The 20,998-nt window shown below is 60.9% G+C and carries 22 protein-coding genes, 1 tRNA gene and 2 pseudogenes; 15 read left to right on the forward strand and 10 right to left on the reverse strand.

What is annotated here, in order from left to right; all coding sequences use genetic code 11:
* Positions 1-6: 6 nt before the first annotated feature.
* Positions 7-1,410, reverse strand: coding sequence for an L-serine ammonia-lyase (locus AC2444_RS10450; protein WP_012757561.1), 1,404 nt, complete (start codon positions 1,408-1,410; stop codon positions 7-9).
* Between the two features lie 353 nt (positions 1,411-1,763).
* Between AC2444_RS10450 and AC2444_RS10455 the strand changes: the two are divergent.
* Positions 1,764-2,202: pseudogene (locus tag AC2444_RS10455) on the forward strand (VOC family protein).
* Position 2,203: 1 nt separating this feature from the next.
* Here the strand turns inward: AC2444_RS10455 and AC2444_RS10460 are convergent.
* Positions 2,204-3,403: an acyltransferase family protein gene (locus tag AC2444_RS10460; RefSeq protein ID WP_012757563.1), complete on the reverse strand. Its 1,200-nt coding sequence runs from the start codon at positions 3,401-3,403 to the stop codon at positions 2,204-2,206.
* A 219-nt stretch (positions 3,404-3,622) separates the two neighbouring features.
* On the opposite strand from AC2444_RS10460, the gene rpiB reads away from it, so the two are divergent.
* The 3 genes from rpiB to AC2444_RS10475 all read left to right on the forward strand — a co-directional run bounded on the left by rpiB (position 3,623) and on the right by AC2444_RS10475 (position 6,062).
* A complete protein-coding gene (rpiB, locus tag AC2444_RS10465; protein WP_012757564.1) occupies positions 3,623-4,072 on the forward strand; it encodes a ribose 5-phosphate isomerase B in 450 nt (149 codons plus the stop codon).
* Positions 4,073-4,308: 236 nt separating this feature from the next.
* Entirely contained in the window at positions 4,309-5,073 is a 765-nt protein-coding gene (locus tag AC2444_RS10470; protein WP_012757565.1) for a DUF599 domain-containing protein, read from the forward strand.
* Positions 5,073-6,062 (forward strand): heparan-alpha-glucosaminide N-acetyltransferase, encoded by a 990-nt coding sequence (locus tag AC2444_RS10475; RefSeq protein ID WP_012757566.1) that lies wholly within the window; start codon positions 5,073-5,075, stop codon positions 6,060-6,062. The genes AC2444_RS10470 and AC2444_RS10475 overlap by 1 nt, the downstream gene beginning before the upstream one ends.
* 24 nt (positions 6,063-6,086) lie before the next feature.
* Here AC2444_RS10475 and AC2444_RS10480 read toward each other — a convergent pair whose 3' ends face one another.
* Together AC2444_RS10480 and mgtE are read right to left on the reverse strand one after the other, a co-directional pair.
* Entirely contained in the window at positions 6,087-6,479 is a 393-nt protein-coding gene (locus tag AC2444_RS10480) for a MerR family transcriptional regulator (protein WP_011652104.1), read from the reverse strand.
* A gap of 64 nt (positions 6,480-6,543) precedes the next feature.
* A complete protein-coding gene (mgtE, locus tag AC2444_RS10485; protein WP_012757567.1) occupies positions 6,544-7,959 on the reverse strand; it encodes a magnesium transporter in 1,416 nt (471 codons plus the stop codon).
* A 241-nt stretch (positions 7,960-8,200) separates the two neighbouring features.
* Here mgtE and AC2444_RS10490 point away from each other — a divergent pair, with 241 nt between their 5' ends.
* The 3 genes from AC2444_RS10490 (at position 8,201) to AC2444_RS10500 (ending at position 9,985) form a co-directional block, all read left to right on the forward strand.
* Positions 8,201-8,695: a peptide deformylase gene (locus tag AC2444_RS10490; RefSeq protein WP_012757568.1), complete on the forward strand. Its 495-nt coding sequence runs from the start codon at positions 8,201-8,203 to the stop codon at positions 8,693-8,695.
* An 83-nt stretch (positions 8,696-8,778) separates the two neighbouring features.
* Entirely contained in the window at positions 8,779-9,297 is a 519-nt protein-coding gene (locus AC2444_RS10495; protein WP_012757569.1) for a BON domain-containing protein, read from the forward strand.
* A gap of 322 nt (positions 9,298-9,619) precedes the next feature.
* Positions 9,620-9,985: a hypothetical protein gene (locus tag AC2444_RS10500; protein WP_012757570.1), complete on the forward strand. Its 366-nt coding sequence runs from the start codon at positions 9,620-9,622 to the stop codon at positions 9,983-9,985.
* Between the two features lie 96 nt (positions 9,986-10,081).
* Here the strand turns inward: AC2444_RS10500 and AC2444_RS10505 are convergent, their stop codons facing one another.
* Positions 10,082-10,726: a methyltransferase family protein gene (locus AC2444_RS10505; RefSeq protein ID WP_012757571.1), complete on the reverse strand. Its 645-nt coding sequence runs from the start codon at positions 10,724-10,726 to the stop codon at positions 10,082-10,084.
* A gap of 163 nt (positions 10,727-10,889) precedes the next feature.
* Positions 10,890-11,609, reverse strand: a complete 720-nt coding sequence (gene lipB, locus AC2444_RS10510) for a lipoyl(octanoyl) transferase LipB (RefSeq protein WP_017994155.1) — start codon at positions 11,607-11,609, stop codon at positions 10,890-10,892.
* Between the two features lie 182 nt (positions 11,610-11,791).
* Here lipB and AC2444_RS10515 point away from each other — a divergent pair.
* The 8 genes and pseudogenes from AC2444_RS10515 (at position 11,792) to sugE (ending at position 17,521) form a co-directional block, all read left to right on the forward strand.
* Positions 11,792-11,876: transfer RNA gene (locus tag AC2444_RS10515), tRNA-Leu, on the forward strand.
* Positions 11,877-11,973: 97 nt separating this feature from the next.
* Complete coding sequence (locus AC2444_RS10520; RefSeq protein ID WP_171815685.1) at positions 11,974-12,924, forward strand: DMT family transporter; 951 nt, start codon at positions 11,974-11,976, stop codon at positions 12,922-12,924.
* A 97-nt stretch (positions 12,925-13,021) separates the two neighbouring features.
* The gene (locus tag AC2444_RS10525; protein WP_011652111.1) at positions 13,022-13,726 is read left to right on the forward strand and encodes a hypothetical protein; all 705 of its coding nucleotides are present in this window, start codon (positions 13,022-13,024) and stop codon (positions 13,724-13,726) included.
* 75 nt (positions 13,727-13,801) lie between these two features.
* Positions 13,802-15,823, forward strand: coding sequence for an acetyl-CoA carboxylase biotin carboxylase subunit (locus AC2444_RS10530; protein WP_012757574.1), 2,022 nt, complete (start codon positions 13,802-13,804; stop codon positions 15,821-15,823).
* A gap of 106 nt (positions 15,824-15,929) precedes the next feature.
* Positions 15,930-16,055, forward strand: a pseudogene (locus AC2444_RS10535) (GNAT family N-acetyltransferase); the annotation flags it as partial.
* Between the two features lie 25 nt (positions 16,056-16,080).
* Positions 16,081-16,515 carry a GNAT family N-acetyltransferase gene (locus AC2444_RS10540; protein WP_164902788.1) on the forward strand — a complete coding sequence of 145 codons (435 nt, stop codon included), beginning with the start codon at positions 16,081-16,083 and terminating at the stop codon, positions 16,513-16,515.
* Between the two features lie 10 nt (positions 16,516-16,525).
* Complete coding sequence (locus tag AC2444_RS10545) at positions 16,526-16,993, forward strand: YaiI/YqxD family protein (RefSeq protein WP_012757576.1); 468 nt, start codon at positions 16,526-16,528, stop codon at positions 16,991-16,993.
* A gap of 213 nt (positions 16,994-17,206) precedes the next feature.
* Positions 17,207-17,521: a quaternary ammonium compound efflux SMR transporter SugE gene (sugE, locus tag AC2444_RS10550; RefSeq protein WP_003559670.1), complete on the forward strand. Its 315-nt coding sequence runs from the start codon at positions 17,207-17,209 to the stop codon at positions 17,519-17,521.
* 42 nt (positions 17,522-17,563) lie between these two features.
* Here sugE and AC2444_RS10555 read toward each other — a convergent pair whose 3' ends face one another.
* From AC2444_RS10555 to AC2444_RS10570, 4 genes are all read right to left on the reverse strand, one after another.
* Positions 17,564-17,956 (reverse strand): DoxX family protein, encoded by a 393-nt coding sequence (locus tag AC2444_RS10555; protein WP_012757577.1) that lies wholly within the window; start codon positions 17,954-17,956, stop codon positions 17,564-17,566.
* Positions 17,957-18,095: 139 nt separating this feature from the next.
* Positions 18,096-19,628 (reverse strand): acyl-CoA carboxylase subunit beta, encoded by a 1,533-nt coding sequence (locus tag AC2444_RS10560; protein ID WP_012757578.1) that lies wholly within the window; start codon positions 19,626-19,628, stop codon positions 18,096-18,098.
* Between the two features lie 50 nt (positions 19,629-19,678).
* Positions 19,679-20,137 (reverse strand): calponin homology domain-containing protein, encoded by a 459-nt coding sequence (locus AC2444_RS10565; protein WP_012757579.1) that lies wholly within the window; start codon positions 20,135-20,137, stop codon positions 19,679-19,681.
* 68 nt (positions 20,138-20,205) lie between these two features.
* Positions 20,206-20,991 (reverse strand): ATP12 family chaperone protein, encoded by a 786-nt coding sequence (locus AC2444_RS10570; protein ID WP_012757580.1) that lies wholly within the window; start codon positions 20,989-20,991, stop codon positions 20,206-20,208.
* Positions 20,992-20,998: the final 7 nt, after the last annotated feature.

Below are 20,998 nucleotides of genomic sequence, written 5' to 3' on the forward strand. Positions count from 1 at the left end.
ACAAACTCAGCATTCAACGACGTTGACCGCAAGACCTCCGGTCGAGGTCTCCTTGTATTTCTCGCTCATGTCGTGGCCGGTCTGGCGCATCGTCTCGATACAGGCGTCGAGCGGCACGAAATGCTGGCCGTCGCCCTTGATGGCGAGCGAAGCCGCAGTGACCGCCTTGACAGCGCCGAGCGCATTGCGCTCGATGCAGGGAACCTGCACCAATCCGGCGATCGGATCGCAGGTCATGCCGAGATGATGTTCGAGCGCGATTTCGGCGGCGTTCTCGATCTGCTCCGGCGTACCGCCCATGACGGCGGCAAGGCCCGCGGCCGCCATCGCCGCCGCCGAGCCGACCTCGCCCTGACAGCCGACCTCGGCGCCCGAGATCGAGGCATTATGCTTGATGATGCCACCGATGGCGGCGGCCGTCAGCAGGTAGTCGCGGATGCCGTTCTGGTCCCAGTCCTCGTGGAAATGCTCGTAGTAGCGGATCGTCGCCGGGATGACACCGGCAGCACCATTGGTCGGTGCCGTAACGACGCGCCCACCGGCTGCATTCTCCTCGTTGACCGCCATCGCATAGACGCTCAGCCAGTCATTGGCGAGCAGCGGGTTGACGCGGTTGCTGCGCCACTCCTCCTCCAGCTTGTCGTGAATCCTGCGGGCGCGGCGCTTGACGTTGAGGCCGCCGGGCATGATGCCCTCGACCTTGAGACCACGCTCGATGCAGGAGCGCATTGCCTCCCAGATACGGTCGAGCCCCTGGTCGAGCTCCTCTTGGCTGCGCTGGCTCTCCTCGTTCGCCCGCTTCATCTGGGCGATCGACAGCCCGGAGCGCTCCGCCATCTCGAGCATCTGCTTGGCGGTGGAGAAGGGATAGGGCACACGCGTGCCGCCGGGCGCGTTCTTCTTCGCCCGCATCTGCTCCAGCTCGGTGTCGGTGACGACGAAGCCGCCGCCGACCGAATAATAGATGCGCTTGACGAGCAGCCGGCCGTCTTTGTCATAAGCGGAAAAGACCATGCCGTTGGCATGGCCGGGCAGCGGCTGTTTCTTGTCGAAGATCAAGTCGGTTTTCGGCTGGAACTGATAGCCGGGATGGCCCTCCGGCGTGATGCGGCCCGTGCGCTCCACCGTGTCGACAATGCCGTCCATCTTGTCGGGATCGACGCTGTCGGGCGCTTCGCCCATCAGCCCGAGAATGACAGCCCTGCCCGTGCCGTGGCCGATACCGGTATGGGCGAGCGAGCCGTGCAGGCTGACCTTGATGGCTGTGACCTGCGCGCCCGATGACGGGCGCGGCCATTCGTTCGAGAGGATCAGCTCGAGAAACCGTTTGGCCGCCGACATCGGACCCATCGTGTGTGAGCTCGACGGCCCGACACCAATCTTGAAGACATCGAATACCGAGAGAAACATGGGTGCGCCTTCTGAAGATGAGGATGCAAGCTTAAGCGAGGCCGGTTTCGAATCCGTGCGGCGCACCGACATCGCATGGAGCCGGTGCGACATTCGCACTGCACGCTGGAGCGCCACCCGTCCAATAGGACGCTCCAGCACTTTGAGCTTGCGCATAATCCCGTCCGAAAATCGAATCCGATTTTCGGGATCATGCGCTAAACCAAACGGCCCGTCTTACCAATCATTGCTGCATTCAATGAAGGCTATGCGGAGGAAGAACTGGTTGCCTTATCTTGACAGTCTGCTCCGGCTCCCAATGTCCTGCTGACGTCGATGCTAGATGACACCTTGTAGATTGGGAGATTGGACACATGCCGCTCAAACGGATGGACAACGTAGGAATCGTCGTCGATGACCTCGACGAGACGATTGATTTCTTTCGCGAGCTCGGCCTCGAGCTCGAAGGGCGGGGCTGCGATCGAAGGAGAATGGGCGGGGCGTGTCACTGGACTGGGCGATCAGCACGTCGAGATTGCCATGATGCGCACGCCTGATGGCCACAGCCGGCTCGAGCTCTCCCGCTTCCTCAGGCCGCCTGCCGTCGCAGATCACCGCAATGCCCCGGTGAACGCTCTAGGCTACCTCCGCGTCATGTTCACCCTTGATGACATCGATGAGACGCTTGAGAGGCTCCGCAAGCGCGGCGCGCAGCTCGTCGGCGAAGTCGTGGACTATCAAGACACCTATCGGCTCTGCTACATCCGCGGGCCTGGAGGGCTTCTCATCGGACTCGCCCAAGAACTTGGCTGAGCTATGCGCGAAGCTTCTCGTCGCGATCATCTTGAATGACCGTGCCGTCGGCTCCATCCCGGGGTTCGGGCGTCGTCGAGATTTGTCGTTGATCGGCGGTGGTTGACGTTGCGCCGCTCAGCAGGCGCTTTTCGATTTCTTGCAGGTCGAGGATCGCGCGGTCCATTTGGTCAGCCGGAGTTTCCCGCGAAACCAGACGCCAGCGATTATCCTGCCATATCAGGACCAGCAGCCGCCGGCCTGGAACCTCTATCGTCTCATGGATGAACCATGCCCCAACGACCGCAATGCAAAGCGTCACCACGATGAGCGCCGGTTCGGGCAGCATGGCATCAAAAGTCAGACGCGCCAGGAACATGATGGGGACATGGAAAAGGTAAAGTGAAAAACTGATCTTTCCGAAAAACCGCATTGGTGCAGTTGCCAGGACACGGGCTGCGATGGGAGGCTGTCGAGCGACGAGCGCGACAATCACGGCTGCGGCCACCGCACTTTGCAGGCCCCAAAATTCAGGGGAAAAACCGGGCAAGATATGCCGGTAAACGAAAAACACCGCCAGGAGAAAAAGCGTTGAAATGCCTGTGAGGGCGGATGGAATCCAGCTGTTCCAGTGGGAATGCATCATTCCGGCCAGTGCGCCGAAAAGAAAGTAGGGGAGCTTCGAGACGAGCAGGATTCCCGGGCCTGGCAATTCAACCAGGCCATCCACGACGACGACCACGGTGAGGCCCACAATCATGCCGCTATAGCGGCGCGGCTGGGCCAAGCAAAGCCACAGGACGGGAAAGAGCAGATAGAACTGGATCTCGGGTGGTATCGACCAGAAAACACCACTCGAGCCGAGAAGGACGATATGACGGACAAAATCCGTGCCGCTAACGATCGGCTGAACAAAATCCAGATTTTGCATGATCGACAGCATCGCTACGAGAACGACAGCCGCTAGGTAAACCGGATAGATGCGGGCAAAGCGGCTGACAAGAAAATCCAGGACGTTGTCTCTCGTGACCGGCCGTGAGCCGTAGAGATGAGCCATCAGGAAGCCGCTGAGAGCAAAAAACAAACCGACGGCTTCGTCGCCCATCGTCACGAGATGCGGCGCTGTGATCGGAAAGATAAGGCCAATATGGGCTCCAACGACCAGAAGCGCAGCGACACCGCGCAGGCCATCAAGACTCGGGATGTAATCCGGCCGACTCATGGGTCACTTTTGAATTCGGAGTTGAGGTTCAGTCCTGAACAATTGGCCATCACGACTTTACAAGCGGTTAACGCGGCGCCCTGCTCGTGCGCCTCTAGACTGGTGTGGCGCTAGAGCGACGCATCGTGCTCTCCGAAAATCGATTCCGATTTTCGGGCCGATGCGCTAGCGTGCATCCTCAAGACGGCAAATTGCTTTGGAAAACGGGACCACTTCTCCATGACAGCTACCAACCGCATCGCCCTCTCCAGCGACCACGCCGCCATTCAGCTCCGACAGGCTATTGCCGGTCATATCGCGGCGCAGGGGTGGGTAGCGGTCGATATCGGACCGACGACGCCGGAGAGCACACACTATCCCAAGCACGGCGAAGCGGCGGCGCGTCTCGTCGCCTCCGGCGATTGCCGCTTTGGCATCATTTTATGCGGTACCGGCCAGGGCATCATGATGGCGGCGAACAAGGTAAAGGGCATCCGTTGCGGCGTCTGCGTCGACACATTCTCAGCCCGCATGATCCGCCAGCACAACGATGCCAACATGCTTTCGATTGGCGTGCGCGTGGTGGGCGAAGGGCTGGCACTCGATATCGTGGATGCGTTCCTGACCGCCCAGTTCGAGGGCGGCCGTCATGCGACGCGGGTGGGGATGATTGAGGCGCTGGAGGGCTAGCGCCGTCCTTTTCTTCTTCTTTGGGCGCCGTCCCGAACCCCCAAGCGACGAATGACCGCTGCAGTTAGCTCCAGAAGATGCGGTCGGCGATCCACCAAGCCTTGTCGTTTCCCGACGCCTCGATTATGCCGAACTGCCGCATGGCCAAAAAGCCTGCGCCGAGCCGCCGAACTCGGCCATGCGGCATAATCCGGGTTGCGGCACGATGGCCGCGTTCATGCGGAGACTGAACACTGATGACGACGGCGGACTATATCGCTCTGGCCTTCTTTGCCTGTGTCTGGGTGGGCTATTCCTGGCTGCTGCACGGCCGCACCTTCTTCGGACGCACCAGCCTGACTCACGCGATGACCGAACGGCGCCGGGAGTGGATCTACAATTCGCTGCGCCGCGACCTGAAGATGATCGACACACAGATCATGGCCGGCCTGCAGAACGGCACCGCCTTCTTCGCCTCGACTTCGATCTTCGCGCTCGGCAGTTGCTTCGCTTTGCTCGGCGCGACGGAAAAGGTCGACGCGGTCTTCGCCGATCTGCCCTTCGTCCTCCATGGCGGCCATGCCGTCTTCGAGATGAAAGTCGGCGGACTGGCAGTGCTTTTCGGCTACGCCTTCTTCAAATTCGGCTGGTCTTATCGGCTGTTCAACTACTGCACCATTCTCTTCGGCTCGATCCCGATGATGCGCGACAGCGAGCGCGACATCATCGCCGCCGAGCGGGCCGCCGAACGCGTCATCCGCATGAATGTCATTGCCGGCAGCAATTTCAACGAGGGCCTCAGAGCGATCTTCCTGTCGATCGGCTATCTCGGCTGGTTCATCAACCCTTATGTCTTCATGATGACGACGGCGATCGTCATCTTCGTGCTGACACGCCGGCAATTTTTCTCGCAAGCGCGACTGGCGATCATGGATACCGGCCCGCCATCAAATCTCCACCTTTCTGCTATTCGCCGCGATAGGCCGTCGAGCGACGGAAGTGATTTGCCGGAGGAACTTTGATGACATTGCCGGCAAGGGAAACCGATGCAGCGGCAAAACCGCCGCGCATCGGCCTATTGGATACGGCGCGCGGCGTCGCGTTGATCGCCATGGCGAGCTACCATTTCAGCTGGGACATGGAGTTCATGGGCTATCTCGCGCCGGGCACGGCCGAGACAGGCTGGCTGAAGATCTATGCCCGGGCGATCGCCACCACCTTTCTCTTCATCGTCGGCGTCAGCCTGGTGCTGTCGAGCAAGCCTGAGATTCGCTGGCCATCCTTCTGGAAGCGCTTCGGCATGATTGCCGCGGCAGCCGCGGTGATCTCGATCGCCACGCGCATCGCCATGCCAAACGAGTGGATCTATTTCGGCATCCTGCACTGCATCGCGGTGCTCACGCTCATCGGCGTCGTTTTTTTGAGATTGCCGCTCGCCTTCACGCTCATCGCCACGCTCGCGCTCCTTGCCGCCTGGATAACCGATAATTTCGGACCACCCGGCCTGCTTCGCTCATCCTTCTTCGATCCCCGATATCTCGCCTGGATCGGCCTTGCGGTGACGCCGGAGCGCTCCAACGACTATGTGCCGCTGTTTCCTTGGGCAACGCCCTTCTTCGCTGGATTGAGTATCGCCTCGATCGCCATCAGAACCAGGCTGCTGCACCGGCTTGCCGCCGTCGGCACCGGCTCCTGGTGGCCGGCAAAGCTTGGCCGCCACAGCCTTGCTTTTTATCTCATCCACCAGCCGGTGTTGATCGCCATCGCCTACGGGATTTCCCTCGTCTTCCCGCCGCAGGCGCCGGATCCGGTCGCGACTTACCTGAGGCAATGCAACGCCTCTTGCGTCATGCAGCAAGGCGAAGCACTCTGCCACAGCTTCTGCCAGTGCACGCTGGGGAAATTGCAGGCGCAAGCCCTGTTCACACCGCTGCAGGAGGGCGCGATCGATATACAGAACGACGAGCGGGTCCAGACGATCGCTGCCGAATGCAGCGCCGAGGCTGAATGAGTTCGCCGACAATACGGCGCGTGATCAGGTGGTGACGCCGATTTCGGCGAGGCGGCCGAGGCAGGTCTCTTCGATAGCGTCGAGTTCCGCCAGCGTGTCGTCGATATCCTTGCGCTTCTGGCGCAGGTCGTCGCGCTTCTCGTCGACGCGCTTCATCAGGAGCTTCAACTGGCCGAGTTCGCCCGGCGGCTCCTTGTAGACCTGGATGATCTCGCGGATCTCTGCGATGGTGAAACCGATGCGCCGGCCGCGCAGGATTTCCCCGATGAGGCGACGGTCGGCTTGCCGGAACAGACGGGTACGCCCGCGCCGCTCCGGATGGATCAGTCCCTCGTCTTCGTAGAAGCGGAGCGTGCGCGTCGAGACCCCGAATTCGCGCGTCAGTTCCGTTATGCTATAATATTTGTTCACCGGCATGTGTTCCCCGTCGTCGGACAGACGATAATATTGACTTTTACGTAATAGTCAATTTTTGGGCGGTTCAGATGCCGAACCACCAAGTGGCGATACCAAGAAAGGCGAAGAAGCCGGTACAGTCCGTCACCGTCGTGACGAAGACCGACGAAGCGATCGCCGGGTCGGCGCCCATCTTGTCGAGCAACAGCGGCAGAAGGATGCCGGCAAGAGCGGCTGCCATCAGGTTGATGACCATCGCCGCCGCAATCACCCCGCCGAGCTGGTAGTCGTGGAACCAGGTCCCGGCGATCGCGCCCATGATCGTCGCGAAGACGATGCCGTTGAGGATGCCGACGCCCGCCTCCCTGCGGATGATGCGGCCGGCATTGTAGATGTCGAGATCGCGGGTGGCGAGCGCGCGCACCGTCACCGTCATCGTCTGCGTGCCGGCATTGCCGCCCATCGAGGCGACGATCGGCATCAGCACGGCGAGCGCGATCATCTTCTCGATCGAGCCGTCGAACAGCCCGATGACGCTTGCCGACAGCATCGCCGTGCCGAGATTGATCAAAAGCCACAGGAAGCGCGAACGCACCGTCGAAAGCACATTGTCCGACAGCTCTTCGTCGCCGACGCCGCCGAGGCGCTTGATGTCCTCGTCCGCCTCCTCATGGATGACGTCGACGACGTCGTCGATGGTCAGCACGCCGACCAGCCGGCCGTTCTCGTCGACGACGGCGGCCGAGAGAAGGTCGTACTGCTCGAAGAGCTGGGCCGCCTCCTCCTGGTCCATCTCGGCCGGAACCGGATGGTTGGTCTCACGCATGATCTGCTCGATCTTCGTCTGCCGCTTGGTGCGCAGGATCTGGTCGAGATCGACTGCGCCGAGCAGCTTGAAGGTCGGATCGATGACGAAGATCTGCGAGAAGGAATAGGGCAGATCCTCTTCGTCGCGCATGTAGTCGATCGTCTGGCCGACCGTCCAGAACGGCGGCACGGCGACGAATTCCGTCTGCATGCGGCGCCCGGCCGAACTTTCGGGATAGTCCAGCGCCCGGCGCAGCCGCACCCGCTCGGTGAACGGCAGCTGGGCGAGGATCTCTTCCCGGTCCTCCTTGTCGAGGTCTTCGAGAATGTAGACGGCATCGTCCGAATCGAGCTCGCCGATCGCCGCGGCGATCTGCGCGTTCGGCATCTGGTCGACGATTTCGCGGCGGATCGCCTCGTCGACCTCGGTCAGCGCCGTCATGTCGAAATCGTCGCCGAGCAGGCGCACCAGCGCCAGGCGCTGATCCGGCTGGATCGATTCCAGCAGGTCGCCTATTTCGGATTCATGCAGGCGGGCAACGTTCTGGCGCAGGAACAGTGTGTCGCGGTCGGCGATCGCAGCACCCACGAGCGCCAGGAAATCGCCGCGGACATTGCCGTCCTCGTCGTAGATATCGGCTTCCTCGTCATCGGGACGCCTGCGAATGCGGTCTTCCCCATCGGTCGTCGTCATCTGCCGCCCTCGCATCTGGTTCGAATTTCAACGACTGCCGCGCCGCATTCGCAAATGTCGGCCGAAAACACATTATCAACAAGCGGATAAGCGAATCCGGCGCGAGGCTCCCGCAGCCGGAATTCTTGGCTCCTGCTAGCCCAAAGCATCCGTGTCGTAAAGCGCCAAACGTGCTTCGTGATGACAATGCCCGCGGCCGGCGATAGTTTCCTCCCCCGTCCAAGCAGAGGAAACCTTCCCCATGCCCATCCGTCCGATTCTGCGCTATCCGCATCCGGGCCTGAAGACTGTCTGCGCGCCGGTGACAGCCTTCGATTCCTCGCTTACAGCCCTTGCCGGCGACCTGCTGGCGACGATGCGCGCAGCCCCCGGCGTCGGCATCACCGCCGCCCATATCGGCGTCGTCAGCCGTGTCACGGTGTTGGAGCTCGACAAGGCCGACGGCGTGCGCCTCTACGTCAACCCTCATATCACCTGGTTTTCGCAGGAGACGATGAGCCATGTCGAAGGCAGCGTCTCGATGCCCGGCGCGACCGACGAGGTCACGCGCCCTCGGGCGATCCGCTTCCGCTATCAGGATGCCGAGGGCGCCGTGCACGAGGACGGTGCCGAAGATTTCCTCGCCATCTGCGTCCAGCACGAAGTCGACCAGCTCGACGGCATATTCTGGCTGCAGCGCCTCTCGCGGCTGAAGCGCGACCGTCTCGTGAAAAAATGGGAGAAGACCCAGGACTGACAATCACGGCTGACAAATCGCCGTCCACACCGAACCATTCGCCGCTGCCGGCGTTTCCAGCAGAGAAACAAGGAGCAAATGCAATGGCAAGGATCGGTGACAAAACCCAGTTTTCCCGGGAGAAGCCTGAGCTTTCCCGGGAAGAAGATTATCGCGATCTCGAAGAGCGCAATCTCGACGACGGCTGGCCCTATGCCGATGGCAGCGGCGCCGGCACCGGCGGCCCTGATAATCGCCCCTACGGCGAGACAGCGGCCAATTTCGACAGCGATCCCAACAAGGGCTTCCGGGTCGACGGCACGGATGAGGACGGCAATGAAAACCGCCTGAGAGATTCGCTGCGGGCCGATACGATCGACCGCGATGAAAGCGACGAACTCGAAGCGCGGGTAAACGACAATCTCGAAAACATTCCCGAGGTCGATATCGACAGTATCGAGGTTCATGCAGACGGTCACGTCGTCACGCTGGAAGGCTCGGTGGAGACGATCGGCATCGCCCGCAAGGTCGAACTCGGCGCGCTTTCGGTCGACGGCGTCCATCATGTCCGCAACAAACTGCAGCTGACCGGTGTCGATGCGCATATCCCGAACGAGGATTGAACTTCACGCCAAAGCGCAGATCATCAACGGGCGGCGGGCTACCGTCGCCTGTTGCCGATCTTTATCAACATTACCAAAAGTTAACAATTTACGATTGTAGCAACAACTGTCTTATTTCTGAGACCAATCGCCGATTTTTGTTAGGCGACTTCTGTCACAAGAACGTTAGTTTCGTTGACAACACTGTGATTTCATTTGGACAAATGGTCGCGGCTGCGTCGCCATATTATCACCAAATTGCCTGAATTGGAGCGCGAACTCGTGTGTGCCGAGGGTTAGTTTACGTTTGTGGAATTCAACAGCAGATTGAGGAGATAGACCCATGCGCATCAAATTCGCCCTTGCCGCGTCCCTGTTCGCCGTCAGCCTTGCAGGCGCTGCCTTCGCCCAGCCGACCTATTCCGACGACTACAACAACGACAGCGACGGCTTCGCCCCAAGCCCCATGTCGAAGCCTGCTCCGGTCCACTACAGCAGTCGCAAGGCGCCGGCATATTCCAGCGACTACACCAATGACAGCGACGGCTTCGCCCCGAGCGCCATGGCGTCTCCTGTCGTCGACAAGACCGCAACGGCCAGCATCAATTCCCTGCCTCCGTGCCATAGCATGATCGGCCCGAAGGGCTCCCATACCAAGGGTGCCGACAGCGGCGCCTCCCGCACCGAAGCATGCCGCGCGACGCATTGATCCGATAAAAGACCGGGATCCTATAAAGGACCGAGATCCGATAAAAGAAAGGGCCGGAAACGGCCCTTCTCTTTTTCAATCGACGTGCTTGTCGTCTCAGAACACGAACGGAACGAGCCGGTAACGGGTCGTGTTCATGAAGGCCTCGTAAGCAGGATCCTGCTTCAACAGACGCTCCTCCGCCAAGAGACGGAAACACTGTGCGGAAAGGGCCGCCGCATAGATGGCAAAATTCCAAAGGCTCGGATGGGTCAGGAAAAAGCCGATATGCGTCATTAGATAACCCGCATACATCGGATGGCGAATAAACTTGTAGGGTCCGCCGATCTTGACGCCGCGATTGGCCGGCACCAGGCCGAAGCTCCGCCGCAATGTCAGCTTTGCCGATATCTGCAGGACGAAACCAAGTGCCATCACCGTCCCGCAGAATGCCAGCGGTGCTAGCGGCTGTGTCGCTGAGGGCGCGGCGAGCAGTGGGAAGATCGTGCCGATGGCGGTGACCGTCCAGTCGAACAGGCGCAGAGACGCGTTTTTCGTCGGCCGGCGCGTGAGGATGAGGAAGGCGGCGGCTCCCTCCGAAACGATCAGCAGGCAATCGATGATCGCCCGATTGTCCTGCATCTGCGGCAGGACACGCATGACGATCCCGACGAAAAAATAGCCGATGAGGACCTTCTCGATAAGATCGAGAACGAAATACACATCGAGGAATGACCAGCTTGCCGCTGCATTTTTTTTCATTGTCCTCAGACTTCCATATTCACAGAGCTGTAGTGTCGTATATATTTGCCATTGCTAATTATAGGTTAAAATGTTGGCTCGCATCTGACGGTGAAGCGATTGCCGAGCCTGACTGCGGGATGCGCCAGGCAATGCAAATTGCCCCGGTCGCCGCCGTGATCAGTCAGATTTCGCCGGTCGTTTCGCCGAAAACCGCTTCGAAGGCGGTGCGAAGCCGGATATCGACATCAGCCATCATCACCGGCAAGCCAAGATCGACGAGGCTGGTCACGCCGTAGGCCGATATCCCGCAGGGCACGATGCCGCCGAAATGATCGAGATCGGGATCGACGTTGAGCGACAAACCGTGGAAGGTCACCCATTTCCGCAGCCTTATGCCGAGGGCGGCGATCTTATCCTCGGCCATCGCCCCATCGGTCAGCAGTGGCTTTTCCGGCCGGCGCACCCACACGCCGACGCGATCTTCACGTCGCTCGCCGCGCACATTCATCATGTCGAGCGTGCGGATGACGACATCTTCAAGGGCAGCGACGAAGGCCCGCACGTCCTGCCGCCGCCTTTTCAGGTCGAGCATGACATAGGCGACGCGCTGGCCGGGTCCGTGATAGGTGTATTCACCGCCGCGCCCTGTCGCAAAGACCGGAAACCGGTTCGGCTGGACAAGGTCCCTCGCATTGGCGCTGGTGCCGGCAGTATAGAGCGGCGGATGTTCGACGAGCCAGACGAGCTCATCACCGCCATCAGCGATCACAGCCACCTCGCGCTCCATCGTTTCCACCGCCTCCTCATAGGGGACGAGGCCGTCGGCAATGCGCCAGCGGACCGGCCGGGTGCCGAGTTGGGGAAGCATGGAAAATTCGAGATCGGTGCGAAGCATGGCCATTCCTTGCCGCTCTCCTCAAAATGCCTGTGAAATAGGGGCGGCAGGACAGCTATATGGACCCGTTTCGGGGCCAATTCAAATGCTGTGAGCGGTTTTCAAAAAAACTGTCATATCGCCCTTGTGCACCCCAGATGCTTTTGCTACATGCTGCCCCGCCGACGCAAATCGGCACCTACCACGATGCGGTCGTGGCGGAATTGGTAGACGCGCAGCGTTGAGGTCGCTGTGGGGCAACCCGTGGAAGTTCGAGTCTTCTCGACCGCACCATTTCCCTTCAGGGAAACGCTTTCTAAGCGACGATTTCGATTTCACCTCGAAGCTATTTGCGGTTGATCGGCTTGATTACCCGGCCATCTCATGGTTGATGGCGTCATCCTCGCAAGAATCAGCAGCCATGTCAGAGCCCCATCAAAATCCCCTGCAGGGCATGGCCATCATGTCCGGCGCCATGCTCATCCTGCCGATCATGGATGCGATCGCCAAATACATGGCGACCTTCGAAGCGATGTCACCGGGTCAGGTGACCTTCTACCGATTCTTTTTCCAGATCGCCTGCACCCTGCCGATTCTTTTCGCCCTTTTCGGCCTGAAGGCGCTTTCGGCGCAACGGCCGTGGATGAACCTGTTGCGCGGTGCGCTGCATGGTGGTGCGAGCCTGCTTTTCTTCGTCGCCGTCAAATACATGCCGCTTGCCGATGTCTTCGCCATCTATTTCGTCGAGCCCTTCATGCTGACCGCCCTGTCGGCGCTGTTTCTCGGAGAGAAGGTCGGCTGGCGGCGCTGGACGGCGATTGTCGTCGGTTTCGGCGGCGCGATGATCGTCATTCAGCCGAGCTACGAGATTTTCGGCTTGAAGGCGCTGCTGCCGGTCGCCTGCGCCTTTCTGTTCTCGCTCTATCTCTTCCTCAACCGCGCCATCGGCGAGGCCGATTCTCCGCTGACCATGCAGACGATGGCCGGCATCGGCGGAACGGTCTTCATGGCGGCCGCCCTTTTCCTCGGCAACAGTTCAGGCAATGCCGATTTTGCCGTCTCTTTACCCTCCTCCGGCCTCGGTCTTGTTCTGCTTCTCGCCCTCGGCTCGATCTCGGGATATGCGCATATGCTCATCGTCCGGGCTTTCCGGCTCGCGCCGCTGTCGCTGCTTGCGCCGTTCCAGTACTTCGAGATCATCTCGGCGACCGTTCTCGGCTATGCGCTTTTCAACGATTTCCCGAGCTTTTCCAAATGGATCGGCATCTTCATCATCGTTGCGTCAGGCCTCTTCATCATCTGGCGCGAGCGGCTGCAGGCGCAATCGTTAAAATCTTCCTGACCCGGGGAATATCGGGTTAACTCCTCTTCTTGAGGGATCGTCAATTCGCAGGCGGTAAAACCGTCTCCGGCTTCATGATGAAGCCTGGAGTTAAAACATGAGCGAATTTCGTCTCGCTTTTCCGGCCTGTGTCGTGGCCGGCAAGCATCGGCTGACGGCCGAAGATATAGTACTGCTGCGCAAACATAGTTTTCCGGAGGGTATCCGGACATCCGACGATGTCGTGGCGATGTTGGCGCTCAACAATTCCTGCCCTGAAAAATGTGCCGACTGGAACGCTTTCTTCGTCGAGCAGCTCGCCGGTTTCATCGTCCATTACACCTATCCGCAGGGCTCACTGGATGAAATCAACGTCGCCTGGATCATGCGCATGTTCACGACCGATGGTGTCGTCAACTCGGCGCTCGAGCTCGAACTCATTCTCCACGTCATGGAGATTTCGGCCGATGTCCCAGTCGAGTTGAGAGCGCTCGCCCTCGATCAGCTTCGCCTGGCGATCACCGACAATATCGGTGGCTACAAGCTGTCGCGCGCCATCGATCGCCGGGGCATCACCCGCCAGGACATCGACTATGCGATGCGCATCTTCAGAAGCGTCGCCGAAGGCGGCGTCATCCCGGTCTCGTCGGTCGAATACGGCGTTCTCCAGCAGATCGAGCAGGCAACGCTGCGCGGCGCCAATCATCCGCACTGGGCGGGGATCATGGCTGCCGTCGAGCTGCGCGACTATGCCGAGCCGCGGCGCAGCCGCTGGCTGCGCATCGTCGACGAGGAACCCGTCGCAGAAGCCGCCGTCGCCTGACGCTCCGCAAGCCTGATTGTGCGTTCCGGTGTTTTGTGCGTAAAACTCCGGGATGCATTTCTGGGTGGAGTCTCGATGTTCAAGAAAATCCTGATCGCGAATCGCGGCGAAATCGCCTGCCGCGTGATCAAGACTGCGCGCCGCATGGGTATTTTGACCGTCGCGGTCTATTCGGATGCGGATCGGGACGCGCTGCATGTCGAGATGGCCGACGAGGCCGTTCATATCGGCCCGGCCGCGGCGTCGGAGAGTTATCTGGTTGCGGAAAAGATCATTGCCGCCTGCAAGGCAATCGGCGCCGAGGCGGTGCATCCCGGCTATGGCTTCCTGTCCGAACGCGCCTCCTTCTGCGCTGAATTGGAAAAACAGGGCATCATCTTCATCGGCCCGAAGCCGAAAGCCATCATGGCGATGGGCGACAAGATCGAATCGAAGAAATTCGCCAATGCCGCCGGTGTATCCACCGTGCCCGGCCATCTCGGCATCATCGAGGATGGCGCCCATGCGGAAGTGATATCGGGCGGGATCGGTTATCCCGTCATGATCAAGGCATCGGCCGGCGGCGGCGGCAAAGGCATGCGCATTGCCTGGAACGAGGCGGAAGTGCGCGACGGCTTCGAGCGCGCCCGCTCGGAGGCGAAAAGCTCTTTCGGCGACGACCGCGTCTTCATCGAAAAGTTCGTCGTCGAGCCGCGACATATCGAGATCCAGGTCCTGGCCGATGCGCATGGCAACGTCGTCTATCTCGGCGAGCGCGAATGCTCGATCCAGCGGCGGAACCAGAAGGTGGCGGAAGAGGCGCCCTCGCCCTTCCTCGATGAAGCGACCCGCAAGGCGATGGGCGAACAATCGGTGGCGCTGGCGAGAGCCGTCGATTACCAGAGCGCCGGCACCGTCGAATTCATCGTCGACCGGGACCGCAATTTCTATTTCCTCGAAATGAACACCCGCCTGCAGGTCGAGCATCCCGTGACCGAACTCATTACCGGCATCGACCTCGTCGAGCAGATGATCCGTGTCGCAGCAAGAGAGCCCCTTCCCTTTGCCCAGGAGGATATCAGGCTTGACGGCTGGGCGGTCGAGAGCCGGCTCTATGCCGAGGATCCCTATCGCAACTTCCTGCCCTCGATCGGCCGCCTGACGCGCTACCGGCCGCCGGCGGAAGGCAGGACCGGCAATGTCGTCGTCCGCAACGATACCGGCGTCTTCGAAGGCGCCGAGATCTCGATGTATTACGACCCGATGATCGCCAAGCTCTGCACCTGGGCGCCGACGCGGCTGGAAGCGATCGAGGCCATGGGTCAGGCGCTCGACGGTTTCGTCGTCGATGGCATCGAGCACAATGTTCCTTTCCTGTCGGCGCTGATGAAACATCCGCGCTGGCGCGAGGGCCGGCTTTCCACAGGCTTCATCGCCGAGGAATACCCCGATGGCTTTGCGCCGATGAAACCGGACCCGGCGCAAGAAGCCGTGCTTGCCGGCATCGCGCTCTCCGCCTGCCTGATCGAGACCAACCGCCGCGAACGTTTCGCCGATCGCCTGCGCGCCGCAGCGGGCGCGCTGCGCGAGGATTGGGTGGTCAAGATCGGCGACAACCACGTCGCGGCAAGATTGCTCGACGGCCTCGTCACCATCCCCTTCGATATGGATATCGCGATCGATGGGGCGATAGAGGGCGGGAGCCAGAATGTTGTCACCGATTGGAGACCGGGCGACCCTGTCTGGAGGGGCAAGGTCGGCGGTCGCGACATCACCGCGCAGATCCGCCCCGTTCTGAACGGCTTGCGCATCGACTGGCAGGGACTTTCAGTGACGACCAAGGTCTTTTCGCCGCGTCATGCCGAGCTCGACAGGCTGATGCCGGTGAAGCTGCCGCCCGATACTTCCAAGCTCCTGCTCTGCCCGATGCCCGGCCTCGTCGTCGCCATCGCGGTGGCCGAGGGCCAGGAGGTCAAGGCCGGTGAGACGCTTGCGATCGTTGAAGCGATGAAGATGGAAAACGTGCTGCGCGCCGACCGCGATCTCGTCGTCTCGAAGATCAATGCCGCGGCCGGCGAAAGCCTGGCCGTCGATGCCGTCATCATGGAATTCGCCTGAGAGACAAGCCAGGCGGCCGGCTTCACATCGGCCCGGCTTGCCGACCATGCCAAGCTCAGCCCGACAAGCAGCTGGGTACCGACAAAATCAGCAGGGAGATATCAAGATGGACGTTCGCGCCGCCGTTGCCCTTCAGGCAGGAAAACCGCTGGAAGTGATGGCCGTGCAGCTGGAGGGGCCGCGGGCCGGCGAAGTGCCGGTGGAGGTCAAGGCGACGGGGGCTGCGGCCACCTATAGGGCAGACCTCAGGAGTCTTGATGAACTTACCACGCGGGAAACTCTACGACCTCTTGAGAATGCGCGTCGATGTCTTCGTCGTCGAGCAGAACTGCCCCTACCCGGAACTTGACGGCAAGGATATCGATGCCTTGCATCTGCGGCTGCTGGAAGGTGCCGAACTCCTCGGCGCGGCGCGAATCCTGAAACCGTATGAGCCACAGGATCCGTCGAAGATCGGCCGCGTTGTCGTCTCGCCTGACCATCGCGGCAAGCGGCTGGGCGATGCACTGATGAGCGAGGCGATTGCCGCTTGCGAGCGGCTTTATCCGGAAAATCCTATTGCCTTGTCAGCACAGGCCCATTTGCGGCGGTTCTACGAATCTTTCGGTTTCATAGCGGTGTCACAGGAATATCTGGAAGACGGCATTCCCCACATCGATATGGTCCGCCAGCAGGCCACGCAACCGGCATGAGGATATTGCCATGATCTATGTCGACGCCGATGCCTGCCCGGTGAAGCCGGAAGTCCTGAAGGTCGCGGAACGTCACGGCCTCGAGGTCACCTTCGTTGCCAATTCCGGCCTGCGCCCCTCGCGCGATCCGATGATCCACAACGTCATCGTCTCCAACGCCTTCGACGCCGCCGACAACTGGATCGCCGAACGTGCCGGCACGGGCGATGTCGTCGTCACCGCCGATGTGCCGCTTGCCGTGCGCTGTGTCGCGACCGGCGCCTTCGTCAGCGGCCCCACAGGGCGCGTCTTCGACGAGACCAATATCGGCATGGCGAGCGCCATGCGCGATCTCGGCGCGCACTTGCGCGAAACCGGCGAGAGCAAGGGCTACAACGCCGCCTTCAGCCCGAAGGACCGCTCACGCTTCCTCGAAACCTTTGATCGCCTCTGCCGCCGCGCCAAGAGCCTTGCCTCGGAGGCTGGCGGGCAGCCGTGATGCAGCAACTAAAGCTGCTACAGCGTCCTTAGCACGTCTGAAAGCCGCGCGGCGCTGTAGACCGCAAGAAACGGGTGGCATGGCAGCCATGCCGATTCCTATCTTGAAGTCGGCCGTTTCCTCACGCATATAAGCGCTATCGCAGACGACTGCGGCATCCTCTGGGATGCAACTGTCGCGGGGACGGCCTCGCTCTTGAACAAGGAGAGTCGCATGGCCTGGTTTCTGCTTTTTCTCGCCGGTCTTTTCGAATGTGGCTGGGCAATCGGCCTTAAATATACCGAGGGTTTCACACGGCCGCTGCCGACGGCGCTGACCGTCATATCCATGGTGGTGAGCATCGTGCTGCTCGGCCTGGCGGTGAAGCACCTGCCGATCGGCACCGCCTATGCGGTCTGGACCGGCATCGGCACGGTCGGTACCGTATTTCTCGGCATCTGGCTGCTTGGCGATGAGGCAAGTGTCTCCCGTCTTGCCTGCATCACGCTGATCGTCGCCGGCATCGCTGGTCTGAAGCTTACCGCCTGATGTGAAGGTTGAGGGGCGTCGCGACGCCCCTCAGTCTATCGTTCAGGCTGCTTTGCGGTTATCGACGGCAAAAGCGCCGGGACCGGAGAAGAACAGGTAGAGGAAGACGAAGCAGAACAGGATCGCGGCGTCGCCCTGGTTGACGGCCGGGAAGAAGCTGCTCGGGGCATGCGCCATGAAATAGGCGACCGCCATTTCGCCGGCCAGCAGGAAGGCGACAGGGCGCGTCAACAGGCCGACGAGAATGAGGATACCGCCGATAAGCTCAAGAAGGGCGGCGAAAAGCATCAGCGGCGGCAACGGGCCAGCCATCTGCGCAGCCGGGAAAGCGAAAAGCTTCATCGTGCCGTGTTCGATGAACAGCAGCGCGGTGATAATTCTGAGAGCGGCCAGCCCATAGGGGCGATAGGCAGAAAGACGCTCGAAAGATGACATTAAACCTCTCCTTTAAAATAATAAGAGCCGAGCGTTAGCCTGTCCCCCGTAAGGATAGAACACACGGATCGCTGACGGCCGTTCACTTTTTCGACAGTGGCTAAACACCTGACCGGACAGTTTTATTCGCCGGCAGCCGTCAAAGCGGGATGTTGTCGTGTTTCTTCCAGGGATTGGCGAGATCCTTGTTGCGCAACATCTTTAGACCGCGCGCAAGCCGCCTGCGGGTCGAGTGCGGCATGATCACCTCATCGACATAACCGCGCTCGGCGGCGACGAAGGGCGAGAGGAACCTGTCCTCATACATTTTCGTATGCGCGGCGATTTTCTCCGGATCGGCAATATCCTTGCGGAAGATGATCTCGACGGCGCCCCTGGCGCCCATCACGGCGATCTGCGCCGTCGGCCAGGCATAGTTGAGGTCGCCGCGCAGATGCTTCGACGCCATCACGTCATAGGCGCCGCCGAAGGCCTTGCGGGTGATGACGGTGAGCTTCGGCACCGTCGCCTCGGCATAGGCAAAGAGCAGTTTGGCGCCGTGCTTGATGAGGCCGCCATATTCCTGCGCCGTACCCGGCAGGAAGCCCGGCACGTCGACGAAGGTGACGATCGGAATATTGAAGCAGTCGCAGAAGCGCACGAAACGGGCGGCCTTGCGTGAGGCGTCGCTGTCGAGAACACCGGCCAGCACCATCGGCTGGTTGGCGACGAAACCGACGGTGGAGCCTTCGACGCGGCCGAAGCCGCAGACGATGTTTTTGGCAAAGCTCGTCTGGATCTCGAAGAAATCCCCCTCGTCCGCCACCTTCCGGATCAGTTCCTTGATGTCGTAAGGCTTGTTGGAGCTCGCCGGCACCAGCGTATCGAGCGACATGTCGATCTCTGTCACCGACTGGTAACATTCGATCTCCGGCAATGGCGCGGTGTTCGAAAGCGGAAGGAAATCGATCAGCCGTCGCACCTGCAGCAGCGTTTCGACATCGTTGTCATAGGCGCCGTCGGCAATCGACGAGCGCACAGTATGCACGATAGCGCCGCCGAGTTCTTCGGATGTCACCGTCTCGTTGGTCACGGTTTTCACCACATCGGGACCGGTGACGAACATGTAGGAGGTATCACGCACCATGAAGATGAAATCGGTCATCGCAGGCGAATAGACGTCGCCGCCGGCGCAAGGACCCATGATCACCGAGATCTGCGGAATGACACCGGAGGCCAGCACATTGCGCTGGAACACCTCGGCATAACCGCCGAGGGCCGCCACGCCCTCCTGGATGCGGGCGCCGCCCGCATCGTAGATACCGACGATTGGCGCGCGGTTCTTCAGCGCCATGTCCTGCACTTTCATGATCTTCTCGGCATGCGCCTCAGACAGCGAGCCGCCGAAGACGGTGAAGTCCTTGGCGAAGACGAACACGGTGCGGCCATTGACCGTGCCCCAACCGGTGACGACGCCGTCGCCGGCGATACGGCTCTTGTCCATGCCGAAATCGGTGGAGCGGTGTTCGACGAACATGTCGAACTCCTCGAAGGAACCTTCGTCGAGGAAGAGGTCGATGCGCTCGCGCGCCGTCAGCTTGCCGCGCTTGTGCTGGGCGTCGATACGCGCCTCGCCGCCGCCGAGGCGGGCAATGTCGCGGCGCCGTTCCAGTTCTTCGAGAATTTCCTTCATGCGATCTCCCTCGCCGCTGCGGGCGGCAATCCGGCGGCTAAAACGTCGCGCTAATGAGCGCGCCCGCTGAGTGAGAAAACCGAGCGTATCCTAGCAGCGGCGTCCTCAGCCAGGATCTCGTCGGCAAGCTTGGGATCGGCAGCGATGCTGGTGACGTCGAAGGCGCTGACGGCGATGACCGAGCCATCCTCCACCGAGGCCGCATCGATGCTGATCTTGACGACGTTGCGGTCCTTCTGGAAGCCGAGGCCTTTCTGGATGGAAACCACGCGGATCGTCAGCACCACCCGCGGCAGCACGGTGTCGCGCACGGTGGCATTGATCGCTGCGTTGACGCGGTCGTTGATACCGGAAAGCAGCTCGGCCGGCATGTTCGGACCGGAGAGAACGACGGCACTGCGCACATCATAGACCGGCGCCGCCGGCTTGGTGACCGAGAGACTGCCGCAGGCCGTGAGCGCGACACAGACGAGTGTCGCCCGGCAAAAACACGACCTCAGCCAATTCATTGCAAAAATCCCGCACCACCCCGTTGGAGTCGCAGACTTCGTCATAATGCATTGGAAGGCAATATGTTTCAGGCGCTTAGGGCAAAAAAAACATCCGCTGCGGCCTTGAACTCGGCAAAGCGCTTGGCCCGCCGCTGCTCGGCTTCCTCGTCGCTGCCCCAATGCTCGATCGTCCAATCTTCGTCGAGATGGGCAAGCGACCAAGCCTCCTCCACCGTCACCCGGCCCTCGGCGAAGGCAAGCGCCAGGATCGCTGAGCCGGTCAGAGTGGTGACTGTGTGGAGGGCGGCCAGCGCCATCGGGCTATCATATCTTGCGAGCGTGACGGCGAAGGCGGCCGTCGCCTCGCGCGGCTGCTCCTGCGGCATCACCCCTTCGACGAGGATGAAGCGGGCGCCGAGATCATTCGCTGCCCAATCGATCACCGGATCCCAGTGCTCGGCCTGGCGTTCGACCAGCAGTTCCGGCTCCTCGGCGCGATAGCAGATGAGGTCGCTCGCGGAAAAGCGCAATATATCCTCGAAGATCGCCTGCGCGTTGGCGGCAACGCCGTCGAGTGCGGTGTTGACGAGCCGGGTCACCGGCATGCTTACGGGATTGATCTCTTCGCCCTGCGCCTGCCATTCGGCGGCGACAAGCCGCGCGAGCGCCTCGGTCGGCACGGCGAGAACTTGGCGCGCCGGCGTACGCACCAACTTGCCGTCGAGGGTGATCGCAAAACCACCCTCGTGCTCGGCAACGGAGACGTCGGTATAGAAGCGCTTCGGCAGCGGCTTCTTCATCTGAATCTGCGCGCGGCGGATGGGATCGGGATGGCTCAGGCCTTCGGAAAGGTCGTTCAGCAGATCGCGCATGGGCTCA

Source organism: Rhizobium sp. WSM1328 (assembly GCF_057653715.1).

Bases quoted from the DNA above. Each gene is read 5' to 3' on its own strand.
- AC2444_RS10570 (WP_012757580.1), bottom strand. From the start codon at position 20,991: ATGCGCGATCTGCTGAACGACCTTTCCGAAGGCCTGAGCCATCCCGAT.
- AC2444_RS10530 (WP_012757574.1), top strand. From the start codon at position 13,802: ATGTTCAAGAAAATCCTGATCGCGAATCGCGGCGAAATCGCCTGCCGC.
- AC2444_RS10520 (WP_171815685.1), top strand. From the start codon at position 11,974: ATGGCGTCATCCTCGCAAGAATCAGCAGCCATGTCAGAGCCCCATCAA.
- AC2444_RS10540 (WP_164902788.1), top strand. From the start codon at position 16,081: ATGAACTTACCACGCGGGAAACTCTACGACCTCTTGAGAATGCGCGTC.
- AC2444_RS10500 (WP_012757570.1), top strand. From the start codon at position 9,620: ATGCGCATCAAATTCGCCCTTGCCGCGTCCCTGTTCGCCGTCAGCCTT.
- AC2444_RS10495 (WP_012757569.1), top strand. From the start codon at position 8,779: ATGGCAAGGATCGGTGACAAAACCCAGTTTTCCCGGGAGAAGCCTGAG.
- AC2444_RS10525 (WP_011652111.1), top strand. From the start codon at position 13,022: ATGAGCGAATTTCGTCTCGCTTTTCCGGCCTGTGTCGTGGCCGGCAAG.
- AC2444_RS10450 (WP_012757561.1), bottom strand. From the start codon at position 1,410: ATGTTTCTCTCGGTATTCGATGTCTTCAAGATTGGTGTCGGGCCGTCG.
- lipB (WP_017994155.1), bottom strand. From the start codon at position 11,609: ATGGCCATGCTTCGCACCGATCTCGAATTTTCCATGCTTCCCCAACTC.
- AC2444_RS10565 (WP_012757579.1), bottom strand. From the start codon at position 20,137: ATGAATTGGCTGAGGTCGTGTTTTTGCCGGGCGACACTCGTCTGTGTC.
- AC2444_RS10560 (WP_012757578.1), bottom strand. From the start codon at position 19,628: ATGAAGGAAATTCTCGAAGAACTGGAACGGCGCCGCGACATTGCCCGC.
- AC2444_RS10460 (WP_012757563.1), bottom strand. From the start codon at position 3,403: ATGAGTCGGCCGGATTACATCCCGAGTCTTGATGGCCTGCGCGGTGTC.
- AC2444_RS10490 (WP_012757568.1), top strand. From the start codon at position 8,201: ATGCCCATCCGTCCGATTCTGCGCTATCCGCATCCGGGCCTGAAGACT.
- rpiB (WP_012757564.1), top strand. From the start codon at position 3,623: ATGACAGCTACCAACCGCATCGCCCTCTCCAGCGACCACGCCGCCATT.
- sugE (WP_003559670.1), top strand. From the start codon at position 17,207: ATGGCCTGGTTTCTGCTTTTTCTCGCCGGTCTTTTCGAATGTGGCTGG.
- AC2444_RS10555 (WP_012757577.1), bottom strand. From the start codon at position 17,956: ATGTCATCTTTCGAGCGTCTTTCTGCCTATCGCCCCTATGGGCTGGCC.
- mgtE (WP_012757567.1), bottom strand. From the start codon at position 7,959: ATGACGACGACCGATGGGGAAGACCGCATTCGCAGGCGTCCCGATGAC.
- AC2444_RS10545 (WP_012757576.1), top strand. From the start codon at position 16,526: ATGATCTATGTCGACGCCGATGCCTGCCCGGTGAAGCCGGAAGTCCTG.
- AC2444_RS10480 (WP_011652104.1), bottom strand. From the start codon at position 6,479: ATGCCGGTGAACAAATATTATAGCATAACGGAACTGACGCGCGAATTC.
- AC2444_RS10470 (WP_012757565.1), top strand. From the start codon at position 4,309: ATGACGACGGCGGACTATATCGCTCTGGCCTTCTTTGCCTGTGTCTGG.
- AC2444_RS10475 (WP_012757566.1), top strand. From the start codon at position 5,073: ATGACATTGCCGGCAAGGGAAACCGATGCAGCGGCAAAACCGCCGCGC.
- AC2444_RS10505 (WP_012757571.1), bottom strand. From the start codon at position 10,726: ATGAAAAAAAATGCAGCGGCAAGCTGGTCATTCCTCGATGTGTATTTC.